General features: G+C 63.5%; 13 protein-coding genes. 8 read left to right on the top strand and 5 right to left on the bottom strand.

All coding sequences use genetic code 11. The features are described 5' to 3' along the window. The first annotated feature begins 1 nt into the window (after position 1). The 3 genes from VMW12_12765 (at position 2) to glmU (ending at position 3,340) form a co-directional block, all read left to right on the top strand. On the top strand, positions 2-418 hold the full coding sequence (locus VMW12_12765) for a cobalamin B12-binding domain-containing protein (protein HUZ50590.1): 417 nt from the start codon (positions 2-4) through the stop codon (positions 416-418). An 85-nt stretch (positions 419-503) separates the two neighbouring features. Then, a complete protein-coding gene (gene gltX / locus VMW12_12760) occupies positions 504-2,003 on the top strand; it encodes a glutamate--tRNA ligase (protein ID HUZ50589.1) in 1,500 nt (499 codons plus the stop codon). Beyond that, complete coding sequence (gene glmU / locus VMW12_12755; GenBank protein HUZ50588.1) at positions 2,000-3,340, top strand: bifunctional UDP-N-acetylglucosamine diphosphorylase/glucosamine-1-phosphate N-acetyltransferase GlmU; 1,341 nt, start codon at positions 2,000-2,002, stop codon at positions 3,338-3,340. The genes gltX and glmU overlap by 4 nt, the downstream gene beginning before the upstream one ends. On the opposite strand, the gene VMW12_12750 is transcribed toward glmU, so the two are convergent. Further along, complete coding sequence (locus tag VMW12_12750) at positions 3,337-4,764, bottom strand: pyridoxal-dependent decarboxylase (protein HUZ50587.1); 1,428 nt, start codon at positions 4,762-4,764, stop codon at positions 3,337-3,339. The genes glmU and VMW12_12750 overlap by 4 nt on opposite strands. Positions 4,765-4,836: 72 nt before the next feature. Here VMW12_12750 and VMW12_12745 point away from each other — a divergent pair, with 72 nt between their 5' ends. Next, the gene (locus tag VMW12_12745; GenBank protein ID HUZ50586.1) at positions 4,837-5,946 is read left to right on the top strand and encodes a GGDEF domain-containing protein; all 1,110 of its coding nucleotides are present in this window, start codon (positions 4,837-4,839) and stop codon (positions 5,944-5,946) included. Positions 5,947-5,982: 36 nt separating this feature from the next. Next, the gene (locus VMW12_12740) at positions 5,983-7,248 is read left to right on the top strand and encodes a M48 family metalloprotease (protein HUZ50585.1); all 1,266 of its coding nucleotides are present in this window, start codon (positions 5,983-5,985) and stop codon (positions 7,246-7,248) included. Positions 7,249-7,250: 2 nt separating this feature from the next. Here VMW12_12740 and VMW12_12735 read toward each other — a convergent pair whose 3' ends face one another. Genes VMW12_12735 through VMW12_12720 form a run of 4 tightly spaced genes read right to left on the bottom strand, consistent with a single transcriptional unit; the run spans position 7,251 to position 10,245 of the window. Further along, the gene (locus VMW12_12735) at positions 7,251-7,934 is read right to left on the bottom strand and encodes a hypothetical protein (protein HUZ50584.1); all 684 of its coding nucleotides are present in this window, start codon (positions 7,932-7,934) and stop codon (positions 7,251-7,253) included. A gap of 50 nt (positions 7,935-7,984) precedes the next feature. Beyond that, complete coding sequence (pth, locus tag VMW12_12730) at positions 7,985-8,527, bottom strand: aminoacyl-tRNA hydrolase (GenBank protein HUZ50583.1); 543 nt, start codon at positions 8,525-8,527, stop codon at positions 7,985-7,987. Between the two features lie 32 nt (positions 8,528-8,559). Next, positions 8,560-9,204: a 50S ribosomal protein L25 gene (locus tag VMW12_12725; GenBank protein HUZ50582.1), complete on the bottom strand. Its 645-nt coding sequence runs from the start codon at positions 9,202-9,204 to the stop codon at positions 8,560-8,562. A 15-nt stretch (positions 9,205-9,219) separates the two neighbouring features. Further along, complete coding sequence (locus VMW12_12720) at positions 9,220-10,245, bottom strand: ribose-phosphate pyrophosphokinase (GenBank protein HUZ50581.1); 1,026 nt, start codon at positions 10,243-10,245, stop codon at positions 9,220-9,222. Positions 10,246-10,364: 119 nt separating this feature from the next. On the opposite strand from VMW12_12720, the gene uvrB reads away from it, so the two are divergent. From uvrB to VMW12_12705, 3 genes are all read left to right on the top strand, one after another. Further along, positions 10,365-12,410 (top strand): excinuclease ABC subunit UvrB, encoded by a 2,046-nt coding sequence (uvrB, locus tag VMW12_12715; protein HUZ50580.1) that lies wholly within the window; start codon positions 10,365-10,367, stop codon positions 12,408-12,410. 82 nt (positions 12,411-12,492) lie between these two features. After that, a complete protein-coding gene (locus VMW12_12710) occupies positions 12,493-12,915 on the top strand; it encodes a hypothetical protein (GenBank protein ID HUZ50579.1) in 423 nt (140 codons plus the stop codon). Then, a partial coding sequence (locus tag VMW12_12705) for a hypothetical protein (GenBank protein HUZ50578.1) occupies positions 12,912-13,591 on the top strand: 680 nt, incomplete at its 3' end. The genes VMW12_12710 and VMW12_12705, both read left to right, overlap by 4 nt.

Genomic DNA, 13,591 nt, shown 5'->3' with positions numbered 1-13,591 from the left:
TATGGCCGATCGACCACTGCGTATCATCATCGCCAAGGCTGGCCTCGACGGGCACGACCGCGGCGCCAAAGTCATCGCTCGCGCGTTACGCGACGCCGGGATGGAAGTGATCTACACCGGCCTATTCCAGACGCCCGAGCAAATCGTGCAGACCGCCATTCAAGAAGACGCCGACGGCATCGGGCTCTCGATTCTCTCCGGCGCGCACATGACGCTCTTTCCGTTGGTCATCGACCAGTTGAAAGAACAAGGCGCCGAGGACGTGGTCTTTTTCGGCGGCGGAACCATTCCGCCCGAAGACGCGGCAGAGCTCAAGCAGCGTGGCGTGCAAGCGGTCTTCACCCCGGGCGCTCCACTACAGGAGATCGTCGACTTCGTCGAATCCCAATGCGGAAAACGGCGCGAACTCGTCGGTTAGCTTTCGTTCGATCCATCGTGCCACGCCGCTTGAGGCCCTGCACAATCCGGGGCCCGTTTTTTGTGAGTAAAGGGTAGTTTACGTCTTGAAAGTTCGCACGCGTATCGCGCCATCGCCGACCGGCGACCCGCATGTGGGCACGGCTTACGTCGGCCTGGTCAATTACTGTTTCGCCAAACATCACGGCGGCGAATTTCTGCTGCGAATCGAGGATACCGACCAGGTGCGCAGCACGCCGCAGAGCGAGCGGGCGATTCTCGACGCGCTGCATTGGCTCGGGCTGCAGTGGGACGAGGGCCCCGATGTCGGCGGCCCGCACGGCCCATATCGGCAGAGCGAGCGATCGGCCATCTACCAGAAGCATGTGGACGAACTGCTCGCAGCGGGGCACGCGTTCAAGTGCTTCTGCACCTCCGTTCGTCTGGACGAGATGCGCGTCGCACAACGCGCCGCCGGGAAGCCGCCTCGCTACGACGGCCTCTGCTTGAGCTACGACGCCGCCGAAACGGCGCGCAGGGAGGCGAACGGCGAGCCCTACGTCGTGCGTCTGAAGGTGCCGGAAACCGGCGTCTGCACGTTTGACGATTTGCGCCGCGGCAAGATCGAAATCGAATGGCAGAGCATCGACATGCAAGTGTTGATGAAGTCGGACGGGCTGCCGACGTATCACCTCGCCAACGTGGTCGACGACCATCTCATGGAGATCACGCACGTCATTCGCGGCGAAGAGTGGGTCTCGAGCGCACCCAAACATCTGTTGCTGTACTCGTACTTCGGCTGGCAGCCGCCGTCGATCATGCATCTGCCGCTCTTGCGCAATCCCGATAAGAGCAAGCTCAGCAAACGTAAAAATCCCACCGGCATACTTTTTTACAAGAGCATGGGTTATCTGCCCGAGGCGCTGGCAAACTTTCTCGGATTGCTGGCCAATTCGGCGCACGACGGCCAAGATGAAATCCTGAGCCTCGAGCAGATGGTCGAACGCTTTTCGCTCGATCACGTCCCGCTCGGCGGGCCGGTTTTCGACGTGCAGAAGCTCGATTGGCTCAACGGGCGATACGTTCGCGAGCGGCTCGACCCCGCGGCGTTCGTCGCGCGCGTTCGCGATTGGGCTTTTTCTCCGGAGCGCATCGAACGGATCGCGCAACTCGCGCAACCGCGCATCGAGCGCCTCAGCGATCTGGGCCTTCTGTTGGCGTTTTTATTCGCCGGGCGCCTCCCGCTGGAAGCCGGCGATCTGCGCGGCGGCAAGCTGGACGACGAAGCGGTGCGTCAGGCCTATCAGCTTGCACTATTCGAACTGGATGCCATGCCGGATTGGGGCATCGCCGGCATAGAGCGGGCGCTCAAGCGCGTCGCCGAGGCGTTAGGCCGCAAGTTTCGCGACGTCGCGCGCCCGTTTTACGTGGCGATCACCGGCAGCCCGACGTCGATCCCGCTCTACGACGCGATGGACTTGCTGGGGCGCGATATGGTGCGCGAGCGCTTGCGAAGCGCTCTCGAAGTGCTCGGCGTCCCGAGTGCGAAAGAACAGACGGAGTGGAAGAAACTGCTCGACGCGGTATCGCAAGGGGAGAGCGCATGAAGGTTCGGGCAATCGTCTTGGCCGCGGGCAAAGGCACGCGGATGAAAAGCTCGACGCCGAAAGTGCTCCACGAGCTCTGCGGGCGCCCGATGCTGTGGTATACGCTGGCCGCGTTGCGCGAGGCCGGAATCGGCGACATCGTCGTCGTCGCTAACGAGGAGCTCGAGCCGCACGTCGCCGCGTTCGGGGTACCGACGGTGCTGCAACGCGAGCAATTGGGCACCGGTCACGCCGTGCGCGTGGCGCTGGAAGGCATCGCGCCGCTCGCCGGAGGCCGGATCGTGATTGCGTACGCGGATATGCCGCTCGTACCGCACGACGTCTATCACGCGCTCCTCGCCGCGCTGGACGAAGAACGCGGCACCGCGATGGCGCTGGTCACCGCCTCGATGCCGCTGCCCTCGAATTTTGGGCGCGTCGTGCGTGAAGGCGCGCACGTGCGACGCATCGTCGAAGCACGCGACGCCAATACCGCCGAGCTGGCGATCTCTGAGATGAACGCGGGCATCTACGCTTTCGACGAAGATGCCGTGCGCGATGCCGTTGGGGCGTTGCGAAACGAGAACGCGCAAGGCGAATACTATCTTACCGATGTTGTGGAGCATTTCGTGAAGGGCGGCAGACCCGTTCGCTCGATGCACGCGCCGGATCACGAGCAGGTTCTCGGCGTCAACGATCGCGTCGAACTGGCGCAAGCGCGACGCGCGATGAACGAGCGCCTCTGCGAGCGGCACATGCGCGAAGGCGTCACGATTTTGGACCCGCAGACTACCTACCTCGAGCCGGAACTCGCGATCGGTCGCGATACGGTTGTCTATCCGAACACGTCGATCGGCCGCTTGAGCGAGATCGGCGAAGGCTGCGTCGTGGGCCCGAACGCGCGGCTTTCAAACGTTCGATTGGGCCGCGGAGTAACGGTTCGCGAAAGCGTCGTAGCCGATAGCGGCATCGGTGACGGTTCGACGGTCGGCCCTTTCGCGCACATTCGCGACGGAGCGGAGTTGGGAGCCGGCGTGCGCATCGGCAATTTCGTCGAGGTCAAGAAATCGAGATTGGCCGACGGCGCTAAATCGAGCCACCTCAGTTACCTCGGCGACGCGACCATCGGCGAGGGATCGAATATCGGCGCCGGCACGATCACCTGCAACTACGACGGCAAGAACAAACACGCGACGGTCATCGGCAAACGCGTATCGATCGGCTCCAATACGTCGATCGTGGCGCCGCGCACGATCGGCGACGGAGCCATGACGGGAGCCGGATCGGTCGTCACCAAGGATGTCGCGCCCGGCGAACGCGTCGCCGGAAATCCGGCAAAGCCCCTGCCCAAGCGCTAATTCGCGACGTTCGCGAGCGTTCGCAGTGCGTCCAGAAGGATGGTAAGATCTTCGTCTTGCGTGCGGTGATTGACGATGCAGACGCGGATCGCCCGGCGGTGCCCGATGGTCGTTGACGACGTGACGGCGATGCCGCTTTCTTGCAGCGCGATCACGAGGTCGTCGTTGAGCGCGTCGAGCGCCGCTTCGTCCAGGCCCGGCTTGCGATAGCGAAAGCAGACGATGTTGAGTTGCACGGGTGCGAGCAACTCGAAGCGCTCGTCCGCATCGATCATTCCACCCAAGAGCTTGGCTTGGCGCACGTTCTGTTCGATCGCGGCACCGAGGCCGTTGGCACCGTGCTCTTTGATGGTAAACCAAACCTTGAGCGCGCGAAATCCGCGCGAAAGATCGAGCGTGTAATCGGTAAACCACGGCTGGCCGCTCGCGAGGCCCCGCGGCATGCGCGTGAGGTAGGAAGGCGACGAAGCGAACGTCGCGCGGTGGATCTCGCCATCGCGTACCAACAGGCACCCGGCGTCGTATGGAGCTTGGAGCCACTTGTGAAAATCGAAGGCGATGGAATCGGCGCGTTCGATGCCGGCGAGGCGTGGGGCGATCGTCGGCGCCAAGATTGCGGTCGCGCCGAACGCGCCGTCGACGTGGAACCAGAGCCCTTCGCGTTCGGCAAGATCGGCCAACTCCACGAGCGGATCGATCGCTCCCACGTCCACCGTGCCGGCATTGCCGACGATCATGAACGGTTGCATACCCTCCGCGCGATCTCGAGCGATCGCGCTCGCAACCGCGGAGGGGTCGAGCCGATGCTGCGAATCGGTGGGCAGGACGCGCAGCGCGGCGCTCCCGAGCCCGGCGACTTCAAAGGCGCGCCGAACGCATCCGTGCGTTGCGGAGGATGCGTAGCCGACGAGCCGGGGCTCGTCGGTGAGGCCGCTTTCCCGCACGCCTATACCGAGCGCGCGGGTGCGTGCGACGAGTATGGCGATCACGTTTGAAGCCGACGTGCCCACGGTCATCACGCCGCTCGCTCCCTCGGGGAATCCGAAGAGACGCAAGAACCAAGCGATGACGGCGCGTTCGACGTACACGGCGCCGTGATTGCGTCCGCCGACGTTCGGGTTCATCGTCGCCGCGAGCATTTCGGCGATCACGCCGGTCGGCGTGCCGCTCCCTTGAACCCACCCGAAGAAGCGTGGATGGATATTGCCGCTATGATAGGGCAGAATGTCGCGTACGAATTCGCGGTAGATCGATTCGAGCGGTGCGCCTTCCTGCGGCATGGCGGATGCGAGGCGCGCCCGCACGTCGGCGGGCACCTCTTGCCAGGCGGGGCGCTCGCGAATGCCTTCGAGGTAGTCGAGGGCGTCATCGAGGGCGGCGTGCGAGAGCGCTCTGAACGCCGTCCAGTCCTTCGGGTCGAGCACGAGAGCCTGCTGTGAACTCCATTCTTCGTGTCCGCGCGATTGCGGAGCGTGGTACTACGCTATGCGTCTGGTATGCCGCTACTCGTATTGATCCTCTCGCTTATCGTACCCTTTGCCGCGCTTGCGTGGGTCGCGTGGCGAGCGCACGCGCGTTTGCGGGACAAATCACGCCTTCATCGCGTCGCATGCGACGAAGCATCGGAGGATCTCGCAAGCCTCCACGCGTGCGTCGAATCCTCGCGGGAATCGAGCCACGCGGTACTCCGGCAACTCGAGCGCACCTTGCGCGCGATCGACCCGGCCGTCGATGCCTTGGTGGCCTTCACGCCGGACGGCAACGAATTGCGCTGTTCGTTTGCATCCGGCGTGCGAGCCGAACACTTTGTAACCGCACGCGTCGCGCGCGACGCGCAGCATCACCTCGTCGCCCACGCCGCCGCGCTCCGTCACCACGCGGTCCTCTCCGGTTCGTTACGGCCGTTCATGCCGACCGATCGGCGAGCGCTGGCGATTCCGCTCTGCGACGCAGACGGCTTGCGCGGCCTTCTGTACGCTTCGTCGTCGAGCGATATGGCGCTCGCCCGGAACGAACGCGTCGCGCGAATCATGCTCGATGCGGGTTTGGCATACACGCTGGCATGCGAACGTGAAGCCGACCGTGCGGATGCGACGTACGATGCGCTTACCGGATTGCTGACCCCGCGCGCGTTTCGCGACCGTTTGCATGCCGAGCTCGCGCCCGGCGCGCAAGCAACGCGGATCTCCGCCAGCCTCTGGTTCATCGATACCGACAACTTCAAACGGGTCAACGACGAGTTCGGGCACGCGATGGGTGACGTCGTGTTGCAAGGGATGGCGGACGTGCTCCGCGCCCACACCTTTGTCGACGTGGATATCGCCGGCCGAAACGGCGGGGACGAATTTTGCGCACTGGTGCGAGAATCGCAGAAGACGGTCGCCATCGAGCGCGCCCACGCCCTCTGCGTTGCAATTCGCGAGCGCGATTTCGGCATACCGCTCCGGGTGACGGCGAGCATCGGGGTGGCGACCTTTCCGCACGACGCCCGCTCGTCGAACGCCTTACTCGAGGCGGCGGATGGAGCGATGTACTTCAGCAAACGCCACGGCCGCGACCGGGTCTCCTTCGCGGTCGACGCAGCCACGTACGCCGTCTATCGTTAAAAAAGCAAAGCGCGTCGTTCCCGCGAACCCATGGCTATGCCCCTTTGCCGCGCGCGGTCGCTCCTGGCGATGCTGCTCCTCGCCCTGCTCGCCGGCTTTGTCCCGCATGCGGCGCAGGCCGCCCTCTCGCGCCCGAACGCCATCGATCGGCGCGTCGACGCGCTTACCTCCTCGCAATTGTTGCACGAACCGGCCACGGCGCTGGTCGATCCCGATCGCCAATCGGCGGCGGAGCGGCTTGCTCGCTGGACACTACCCGGATGGTTGCTTTCGGTCGTGGCGCAGATCGCGCTGCTTGCATACTTTTGGCGATCGGGATACGCCGCACGTCTGCGTGACTTTTTGCATCATCGGATGCGATCGATGTGGGCCGTGCGCTTCATTTTCGGCGCGGCACTCGCATTGCTCGCCAAACTCGCATCGGCGATCCCGGAGTTTTATCTCTACCGCATCGACCGGATCATGGGGCTTTCAAGCGAATTGGCTCGCGAGTGGGCGCTCTCTTGGTGCGTGGATACGCTGGTTTCGATGCTCGCGGTCGGGGTCTTGATCGCGGTCGTGCTGTGGCTGGTCGCGCGGACCCACCAGTGGTACATCTATACCGCGCTCGGTATCGTGGTCATCAGCATCGCGGTCGCCTATGCGACGCCGTTCGCTCGCACCCTCGCTCACGATCGGATCGAGCCGTTGCGAGGGCCCTTGTCCGCGCGGCTGAATCGCATCGAAACGCGCGCCGGATCGTCACTCCCGATGTACGTGCAGACGCGTTCCAATCGCTCGCAGATAGAGGCCGCCTTCGTCGAAGGGCTCGGTAATTCGGACTGCCTGGTGCTCTCGGATACGCTGCTGGCGGGTGAGAGCGCGCGAGAAATTGCGTTTGCGGTCGCGTACGAGCTTGGGTACGTGCGCGACCACGATCCCCTCCGGCGAGCGCTGTACGACGCGCTGCTCGTGATCTTCGGCACCGCACTTGCGGTATTCGTCGCGGACCGCGTCGGGTTTCGGCGCGACGACGACGAGCTATCGCGGATGGCCTTGGTCGGCGCGCTCCTCTGCGCCGCCTATCTGGTGGTTTCACCGATCGACAACGCGGTGAGCTCCAGCATGGCGCTGCGCGCCGATCGCTATGCGGTAGCGCTCACCCACGATCCCGCGGCGGGCGTTCGAGCGATCGTGCGTCAAACCGATCAAAGCCTGGGGCAAGTCTGTCCGAACGTGGTCACGCGCATCTTTCTCATGCGCGTACCGTCCGCGGGAGTGCGCGTAGCGGCGATCAACGGCGTCCCTAACGCCTGTCCGTAGGGCTACGCCGCCAGGACGATCCCGCCGGTAACCTGCGTGCCCAAGTGTTGCGCGGTAATCAATTCGAGGATGGCCGCGTGAGCGAGCCGCCCATCGACGATCTGCGCGGCCGGGACGCCGTTTCGCACCCCGAACGCGGCCGCCCGAATCGTCGCCCGCAAGCCTTTCGAGAGCGCGCGATCCTCGGCGAGATCCAGCGCTTCGGCCGGCGTGAGCTCGCAGATCGTCTCGTGCGTTTTTGGGTCGGTCACGCCGCCGGCCGGATGGAAGAAGAGCGCTCGCGTCGCTTTGAGGGCGCTCGCGATCGCGGCGGCGACGTCGTCGGCGATCACGCGGGGATCGTCGTTCGAAAATGCCGCGAATGCCGTCGGCTCGACGACCGGGATAAAGCCTTGATCCAAGAGCGTTCGCAGGATGCGCGTCTGAACGCGGCCGATGCCCGCCGCCGTCTGCGGCAGCATCGCTGCGTCGGCGCCGCATAAGCTCACCGCGATATCCGTGCTGCGATTGATCGTCCGCACGATCGCGTGCGCCGCTCGCGGGCTGGGCGCCACGACGACCGGATGCACTGCGTGTTCGGCTAAGAAATGCAGGTCGTCGATCAGGGTGCTGCCGGTCGCACGCGCCGTCGCGCTATCGACCCGAACGACGAATGTGGCTCCCTTGAATTGTTCCGTGGCGATCACCTCGACATTCCGCAACCCGTCTTTATATAACGAGTGTTCGGCGAAGGAGGTTACAAACTCCAATTGTTGACGAACTGCATCGCGGCTTCGATGCCTTCTTCGAGGTAGCGCAGCGCGCCGTCGGCGGCTGCATCGATTACCCGCGGGAGCTCCTGGCGTTCCTGGGGCGGGAACGGGCTGAGCACGTGATCGATCGTCCCGAAGGCCGGCCTGCCGACGCCTACGCGCAGCCGGGGGAAGCCTTCGCCCAGGGTCGCGATCATCGAGCGCAAGCCGTTGTGTCCGCCGTGCCCGCCGAACGGCCGCATGCGGAGCGTACCGAAGGCCAAATCCATATCGTCGACGATGGCGAGAATATCGCTCGGCGGGGTCCGATACCACGAGGCGATCACGCGCACCGGGGCACCGCTGAGATTCATAAATGACAGCGGCTTGACCAACACGACACCGCGGGCGGAGTCGTAGAACTGCATGGCGTTGTCTTTTTTCTTCCACGACGACGCACCGAAGCGCCGCGCCACTTCGTCGACGACCATAAAGCCGACGTTGTGGCGCGTTGCCTCGTACTCTTTGCCGGGATTGCCCAGCCCCACGACGATGCGTGGGGCGCTTCGTTCGGCCAGGACTATTCGCCCTCGGACTTCTGTCCGATGACTTCAGGCTGCAGCTGTTCGGCCGGCGTTGCCGCTTCTTCGACCTGCGATGCGGTTCTCGACGCTTCGATCACGACCACCGTTGTGTCGGCCGGGGTGAGCATCTTGAAGCCCTTGGGGAGCTTGACGTCGCCGGCAACGACATGTTCGTGGATACCTAACCCGGCGACGTCGATTTCGAGACGCTCCGGCAACTCGTCGGCGGGGCCCTCGATCTCGAGCTCGTGCGCGATGACGTCCATCACGCCGCCGGAATCTTTGACGCCGCGCGCAACGCCGACCATCACGACCGGTAACTTCGCACGGACCGATTCGTGGACGCCGACGCGCTGCAGATCAACGTGGAAGACCTTCTGCGAAACGGGGTTGATCTGGATTTCGCGCACGAGCGCGGTTTCGACATTTTTGCCATTTTCGGAGAGCGTGACGATGCCGGTACGCCCACCACGGTGGAGCGCTTCGTCGAAAGCTTTAGCGTCGAGCGCGACGTGTTGCGGCTGGGCGCCATGCCCGTAAACGACTGCCGGGACTTTTCCGGCGGCGCGCAGTGCGTGGGCACTGCTGGTACCGGTTTTTTCGCGGCGCTCGAAGGGGATGGTGAGTTCTTTGGTTGCCATGGTATCGTACCTTTTCTAAACGGCGGCCGGCTCGGCCGGCGCCTCTGTTGCCGCGGCGGATTCTTCGCTGTTGAACAGCTCGGATACCGAACGGTTGGTGGTGATGCGGCTGATCGCGTCGGCGAATGTCTGCGCGATCGAGAGTTGCACGAATTTGGGGTGCTCGTCGAGATTCGGGAGCGGGATGGTGTTGGTGGTGATGACGCGCTCGATCTGCGAGCGTTCCAGCACGTCGACGGCGTCGCCGGCGAAGATGCCGTGCGTGGCCACCGTATACACTTTGGTTGCTCCGCGCGCCAAGATCGCTTCCGCGGCCTTGGCGAGCGTGCCGCCGGTCGAGATCATGTCGTCGACGACGACCGCAATCTTGCCCTCGACGTGCCCGACGATGTCGGTGACTTCGGAGACGTCGGGCTCGGGCCGGCGCTTGAAGACGATGGCGAGCGAGCTGTTCAAACGCTTGGCGAAGAGTTCGGCCCGGTGGACGCCGCCGGCGTCGGGCGAGACGATGACGATCCGTTCCTCGCAAAGGCCTTCGCGTTTGAGGTAGTTGCAGAGCGTCGGCATGGCCATCAGGTTGTCGACCGGCATATCGAAGAAGCCCTGAATCTGCGCGGCGTGGAGATCCATCGTCACCAGACGCTTGGCGCCGGTCACCTTGAGCAGATTGGCGACGACCTTGGCCGAGATCGGCTCTCGTCCTTTGGTCTTCTTGTCTTGTTTCGCGTACCCGTAATACGGGATGACCGCGGTGATGCGGGCCGCCGACGCGCGCCGGAGGGCGTCGATCATGAGCAGCAACTCCATCAACGAATCGTTGACGCCGTTGCCGTTGGGCGCCTTGCAGATCGACTGCACGACAAAGACTTCGGACCCGCGCACGTTCTCACCGATCTCGATCCGCGTCTCTTCGTTCTTGAACTGCGAGACGAGGGCTTTGCCCACATGGATCTTGAGTTTCTTGGCGATCTCGTCGGCGAGCGCGTAGTTTGAGCTTCCGCTGAATACGAGCGCGTTATTGCTCAACAGTCCGTTCTCCACGAGCAGCTTTAGGGATGGAGTTGCAAGATTCAGAGTGTGACGCTTGCTATCCTCGCCGAGCGGCGCAGAAGGTATAGCCTGCAACCCGGTATCGCCCGCCGGTTGTCGTATAGCGCTCTATGGCCCAACGCTTCGAACTCGTCTCCCCGTATGCTCTGGCGGGCGACCAACCCGTCGCTACCGCGATCCTCGCTGAGGGGATCGCGCGGGGCGATCGCGCCCAAACGCTGCTGGGCGTCACCGGAAGCGGCAAGACGATGGCCATGGCCCGGACTATCGAACTCGTCCAGAAGCCGACGCTGGTCCTGTGCCACAACAAAACCCTGGCGGCGCAGCTCTGCGCCGAATTTCGCGAGTACTTTCCCAACAACGCGGTCGAGTACTTCGTTTCGTATTTCGATTACTATCAGCCCGAAGCGTACGTCGCCTCGACGGATACCTACATCGAGAAGGATAGTTCGGTCAACGACGAGATCGAACGCTTGCGCCACTCGGCAACGCAATCGCTGCTCACCCGCCCCGACACGCTGATCGTCGCGTCGATTTCGTGCATCTACGGTTTGGGCTCGCCTTCGGACTACATGGAGATGTCGGCCCGCATCGCGGTCGGGGACGAACTCGACCGAGACGCCTTTTTACGGCAACTCGTCGACATGCAGTATCGCCGCAACGATCTGAATTTAGTCCGAGGGACGTTTCGAGTGCGCGGCGACGTCCTCGAATTTGTCGCGGTCGACGAGGAGCTGGTCCATCGGATCGAGTTCTTCGGCGACGAAATCGAAGCGATCAACGTCGTCAATTTGATGACCGGAGAATACGTCCAGAGCAAGGACGAGCTCCACATTTTTCCCGCCAAGCATTTCATAACGCCGGATGAAAAACTGCGCCGTGCGGTCATCTCGATCGAGGCCGAACTCGAAGAGCGGCTCAAATACTTCAAAGCGCATGGGAAGCTGCTGGAGGCGCAGCGTTTAGAGCAGCGCGCGCGCTACGATCTGGATATGCTGCGCGAGGTCGGTTACTGTAATGGCGTCGAGAACTATTCGCGGCACCTTACCGGGCGCGAGCCGGGCTCCACGCCGTCGTGTTTGCTGGACTTCTTTCCGAAAGACTGGCTGCTGTTCATCGACGAATCGCACGTCACCCTGCCGCAGGCGCATGCGATGTACGCCGGCGATCGTGCGCGCAAACAGATCTTGGTCGAGCACGGGTTTCGCCTGCCGAGCGCCCTCGATAACCGCCCGCTGACGTACGACGAATTCGACGCGCACATCAATCAGGTCGTCTACGTATCGGCAACGCCCGGCACGTACGAAGTCGGCCGCAGCACGCAGGTGGCCGAGATGATCATTCGCCCGACCGGCCTCGTGGATCCCGAAGTCGACGTTCGGCCGACGCGCAACCAGGTGGACGACTTGATGGAAGAGATTCGGCTGCGCGTGCAACGCAAGGAGCGCGTCCTGGTGACGACCCTCACCAAGAAGATGGCCGAGGATCTCACCGACTTCTTGCTGGAGATGAACTTCAAAGTACGCTACCTGCATAGCGAGGTCGATACGCTCGAACGCATTGCGATTCTGCGCGATCTTCGGCTCGGCGTGTTCGACGTGTTGGTGGGCATCAATCTCTTGCGCGAGGGCTTGGATTTACCGGAAGTTTCGCTCGTGGGCATCTTGGATGCGGATAAAGAAGGGTATCTCCGGAGCACGACCTCGCTGATTCAAACCATCGGGCGCGCCGCGCGCAACGTCGACGGCAAAGTCATCATGTATGCCGATGTGATCACCGAATCGATGGCGCGAGCCTTGGGCGAAACGAAGCGACGCCGCGAGCGGCAAGTCGCGCACAACCTGGCGCACGGTATCGAGCCGACGACGATTCGCAAGGAGATCCACGACATTCTGCGCATGATCGGCGCGACCGAGGAGGCGACCGCCCAGCTCAAGCTGGATAAATTGCCGCGCGACGTGGCGATGAAAATGGCCGCCGAGATCGAGCAGAAGATGCGCGAGTTCGCCGGCAACCTCGAGTTCGAGAAAGCCGCGGCGCTCCGCGACGAATTATTGGAACTGCGCAAACAGATCGGCGGCAACGAGTCCGTCCTGTTCCAAGGGAAAGCCCCGAAGATTTTCAACTCGGCCCTGAAAGACTTGGTGGGATCGTGAGATTGCTCGCGGCGCTCGTGGGAATCGTACCGAGCGCGTGGAACAAGCGAGCAGGCAACCACAGTCGAAAGGACATCATCGCTTGAAGATTCTTGTTGCAGTTCTCGCATGCGTGCTCGCGCTGTGCGGCGGCCAGGCCGTAGCGGCCCCCGCGTCGCCCGGCCCGTCCGCCTCCGCCGCACCGGCGGCGTCGCCCGATGCGGCCGTTCTCGCACGCGCGCAATCGTGGCTCGGAATGATGCAGTCGGGCAAGATCGATCGCACGCAACTCACGCCCGAGATGAACGCAGCGATGACGGACGCCTCCGTTACGAGCCTTGCGGGTGAGATCGCGCCGTTCGGCGCTCCGACGAGTTTCACGCAATCGCGGATCGTGCACGGGCCCACCTACACGGCGTACGTTTACGCGGTCACGTTTAAAAACGGTACGAAGGCGCTGATGATTTTTTCTCTCGACGATGCCACCGGCAAAGTTGGCGGGTTACGGCTCACGCCCTCGGAATGAGCGGCCGACGCGTTTGGCGCGCGCTTCGTGACGTCGCGCGCACCGAAGCGCTCGTGGTCTTCGAGGCCCGGCTTCCGCCCGGCGAGCTGCCGCTGACCGTAACCTATCGCACGCGCACGGGAGCGCTCGCGCGCATCGACGGGCGAGCCGTGGGTTCGTTCGATCGGGAGCACGGCGCGATCGTCATTCCGCCCGATACGCGAGAACGCACCATTCGTATCGAAGTCGAACGCCACGCGTTACCGACCAACGGATTGCCTTCACGCCCGGACCTGCGCTGGTGGTGGCTGCTCGCGCGCTCCCATCCGCAGCCGGATACGTCGATCGGCATCGAAGCTCGGGCGCCCAAAGCCGCGCGAACGGCGCGTGCGTTCGAGCGGCCCGCGCTCGCGCTCTGGGGACACTCGCATCTCGACGTTGCGTGGCTGTGGACTTACGAACAGGCCGCGCGCAAAGCCGCGCGCACCTTCGTCACCGCGCTCGGACTGATCGATGCCGACGCGGACTTCGTCTTTACGCAGAGTCAGCCGCAACTCTATGCGTTCGTGCGCGACGCCGAGCCCCAGGTTTTCGCCGCGGTACGACGCGCGATCGAGCTGCGCCGGTGGGATGCCGACGTTGCCGCGCTATGGGTCGAGCCCGACTGCAACGTTCCGTCCGGAGAATCGCTGATTCG

This window comes from Candidatus Dormiibacterota bacterium (genome assembly GCA_035532835.1).
Lineage (GTDB): Bacteria > Vulcanimicrobiota > Vulcanimicrobiia > Vulcanimicrobiales > Vulcanimicrobiaceae > DAHUXY01.
This window is presented reverse-complemented; position numbering and strand designations above follow the sequence as displayed.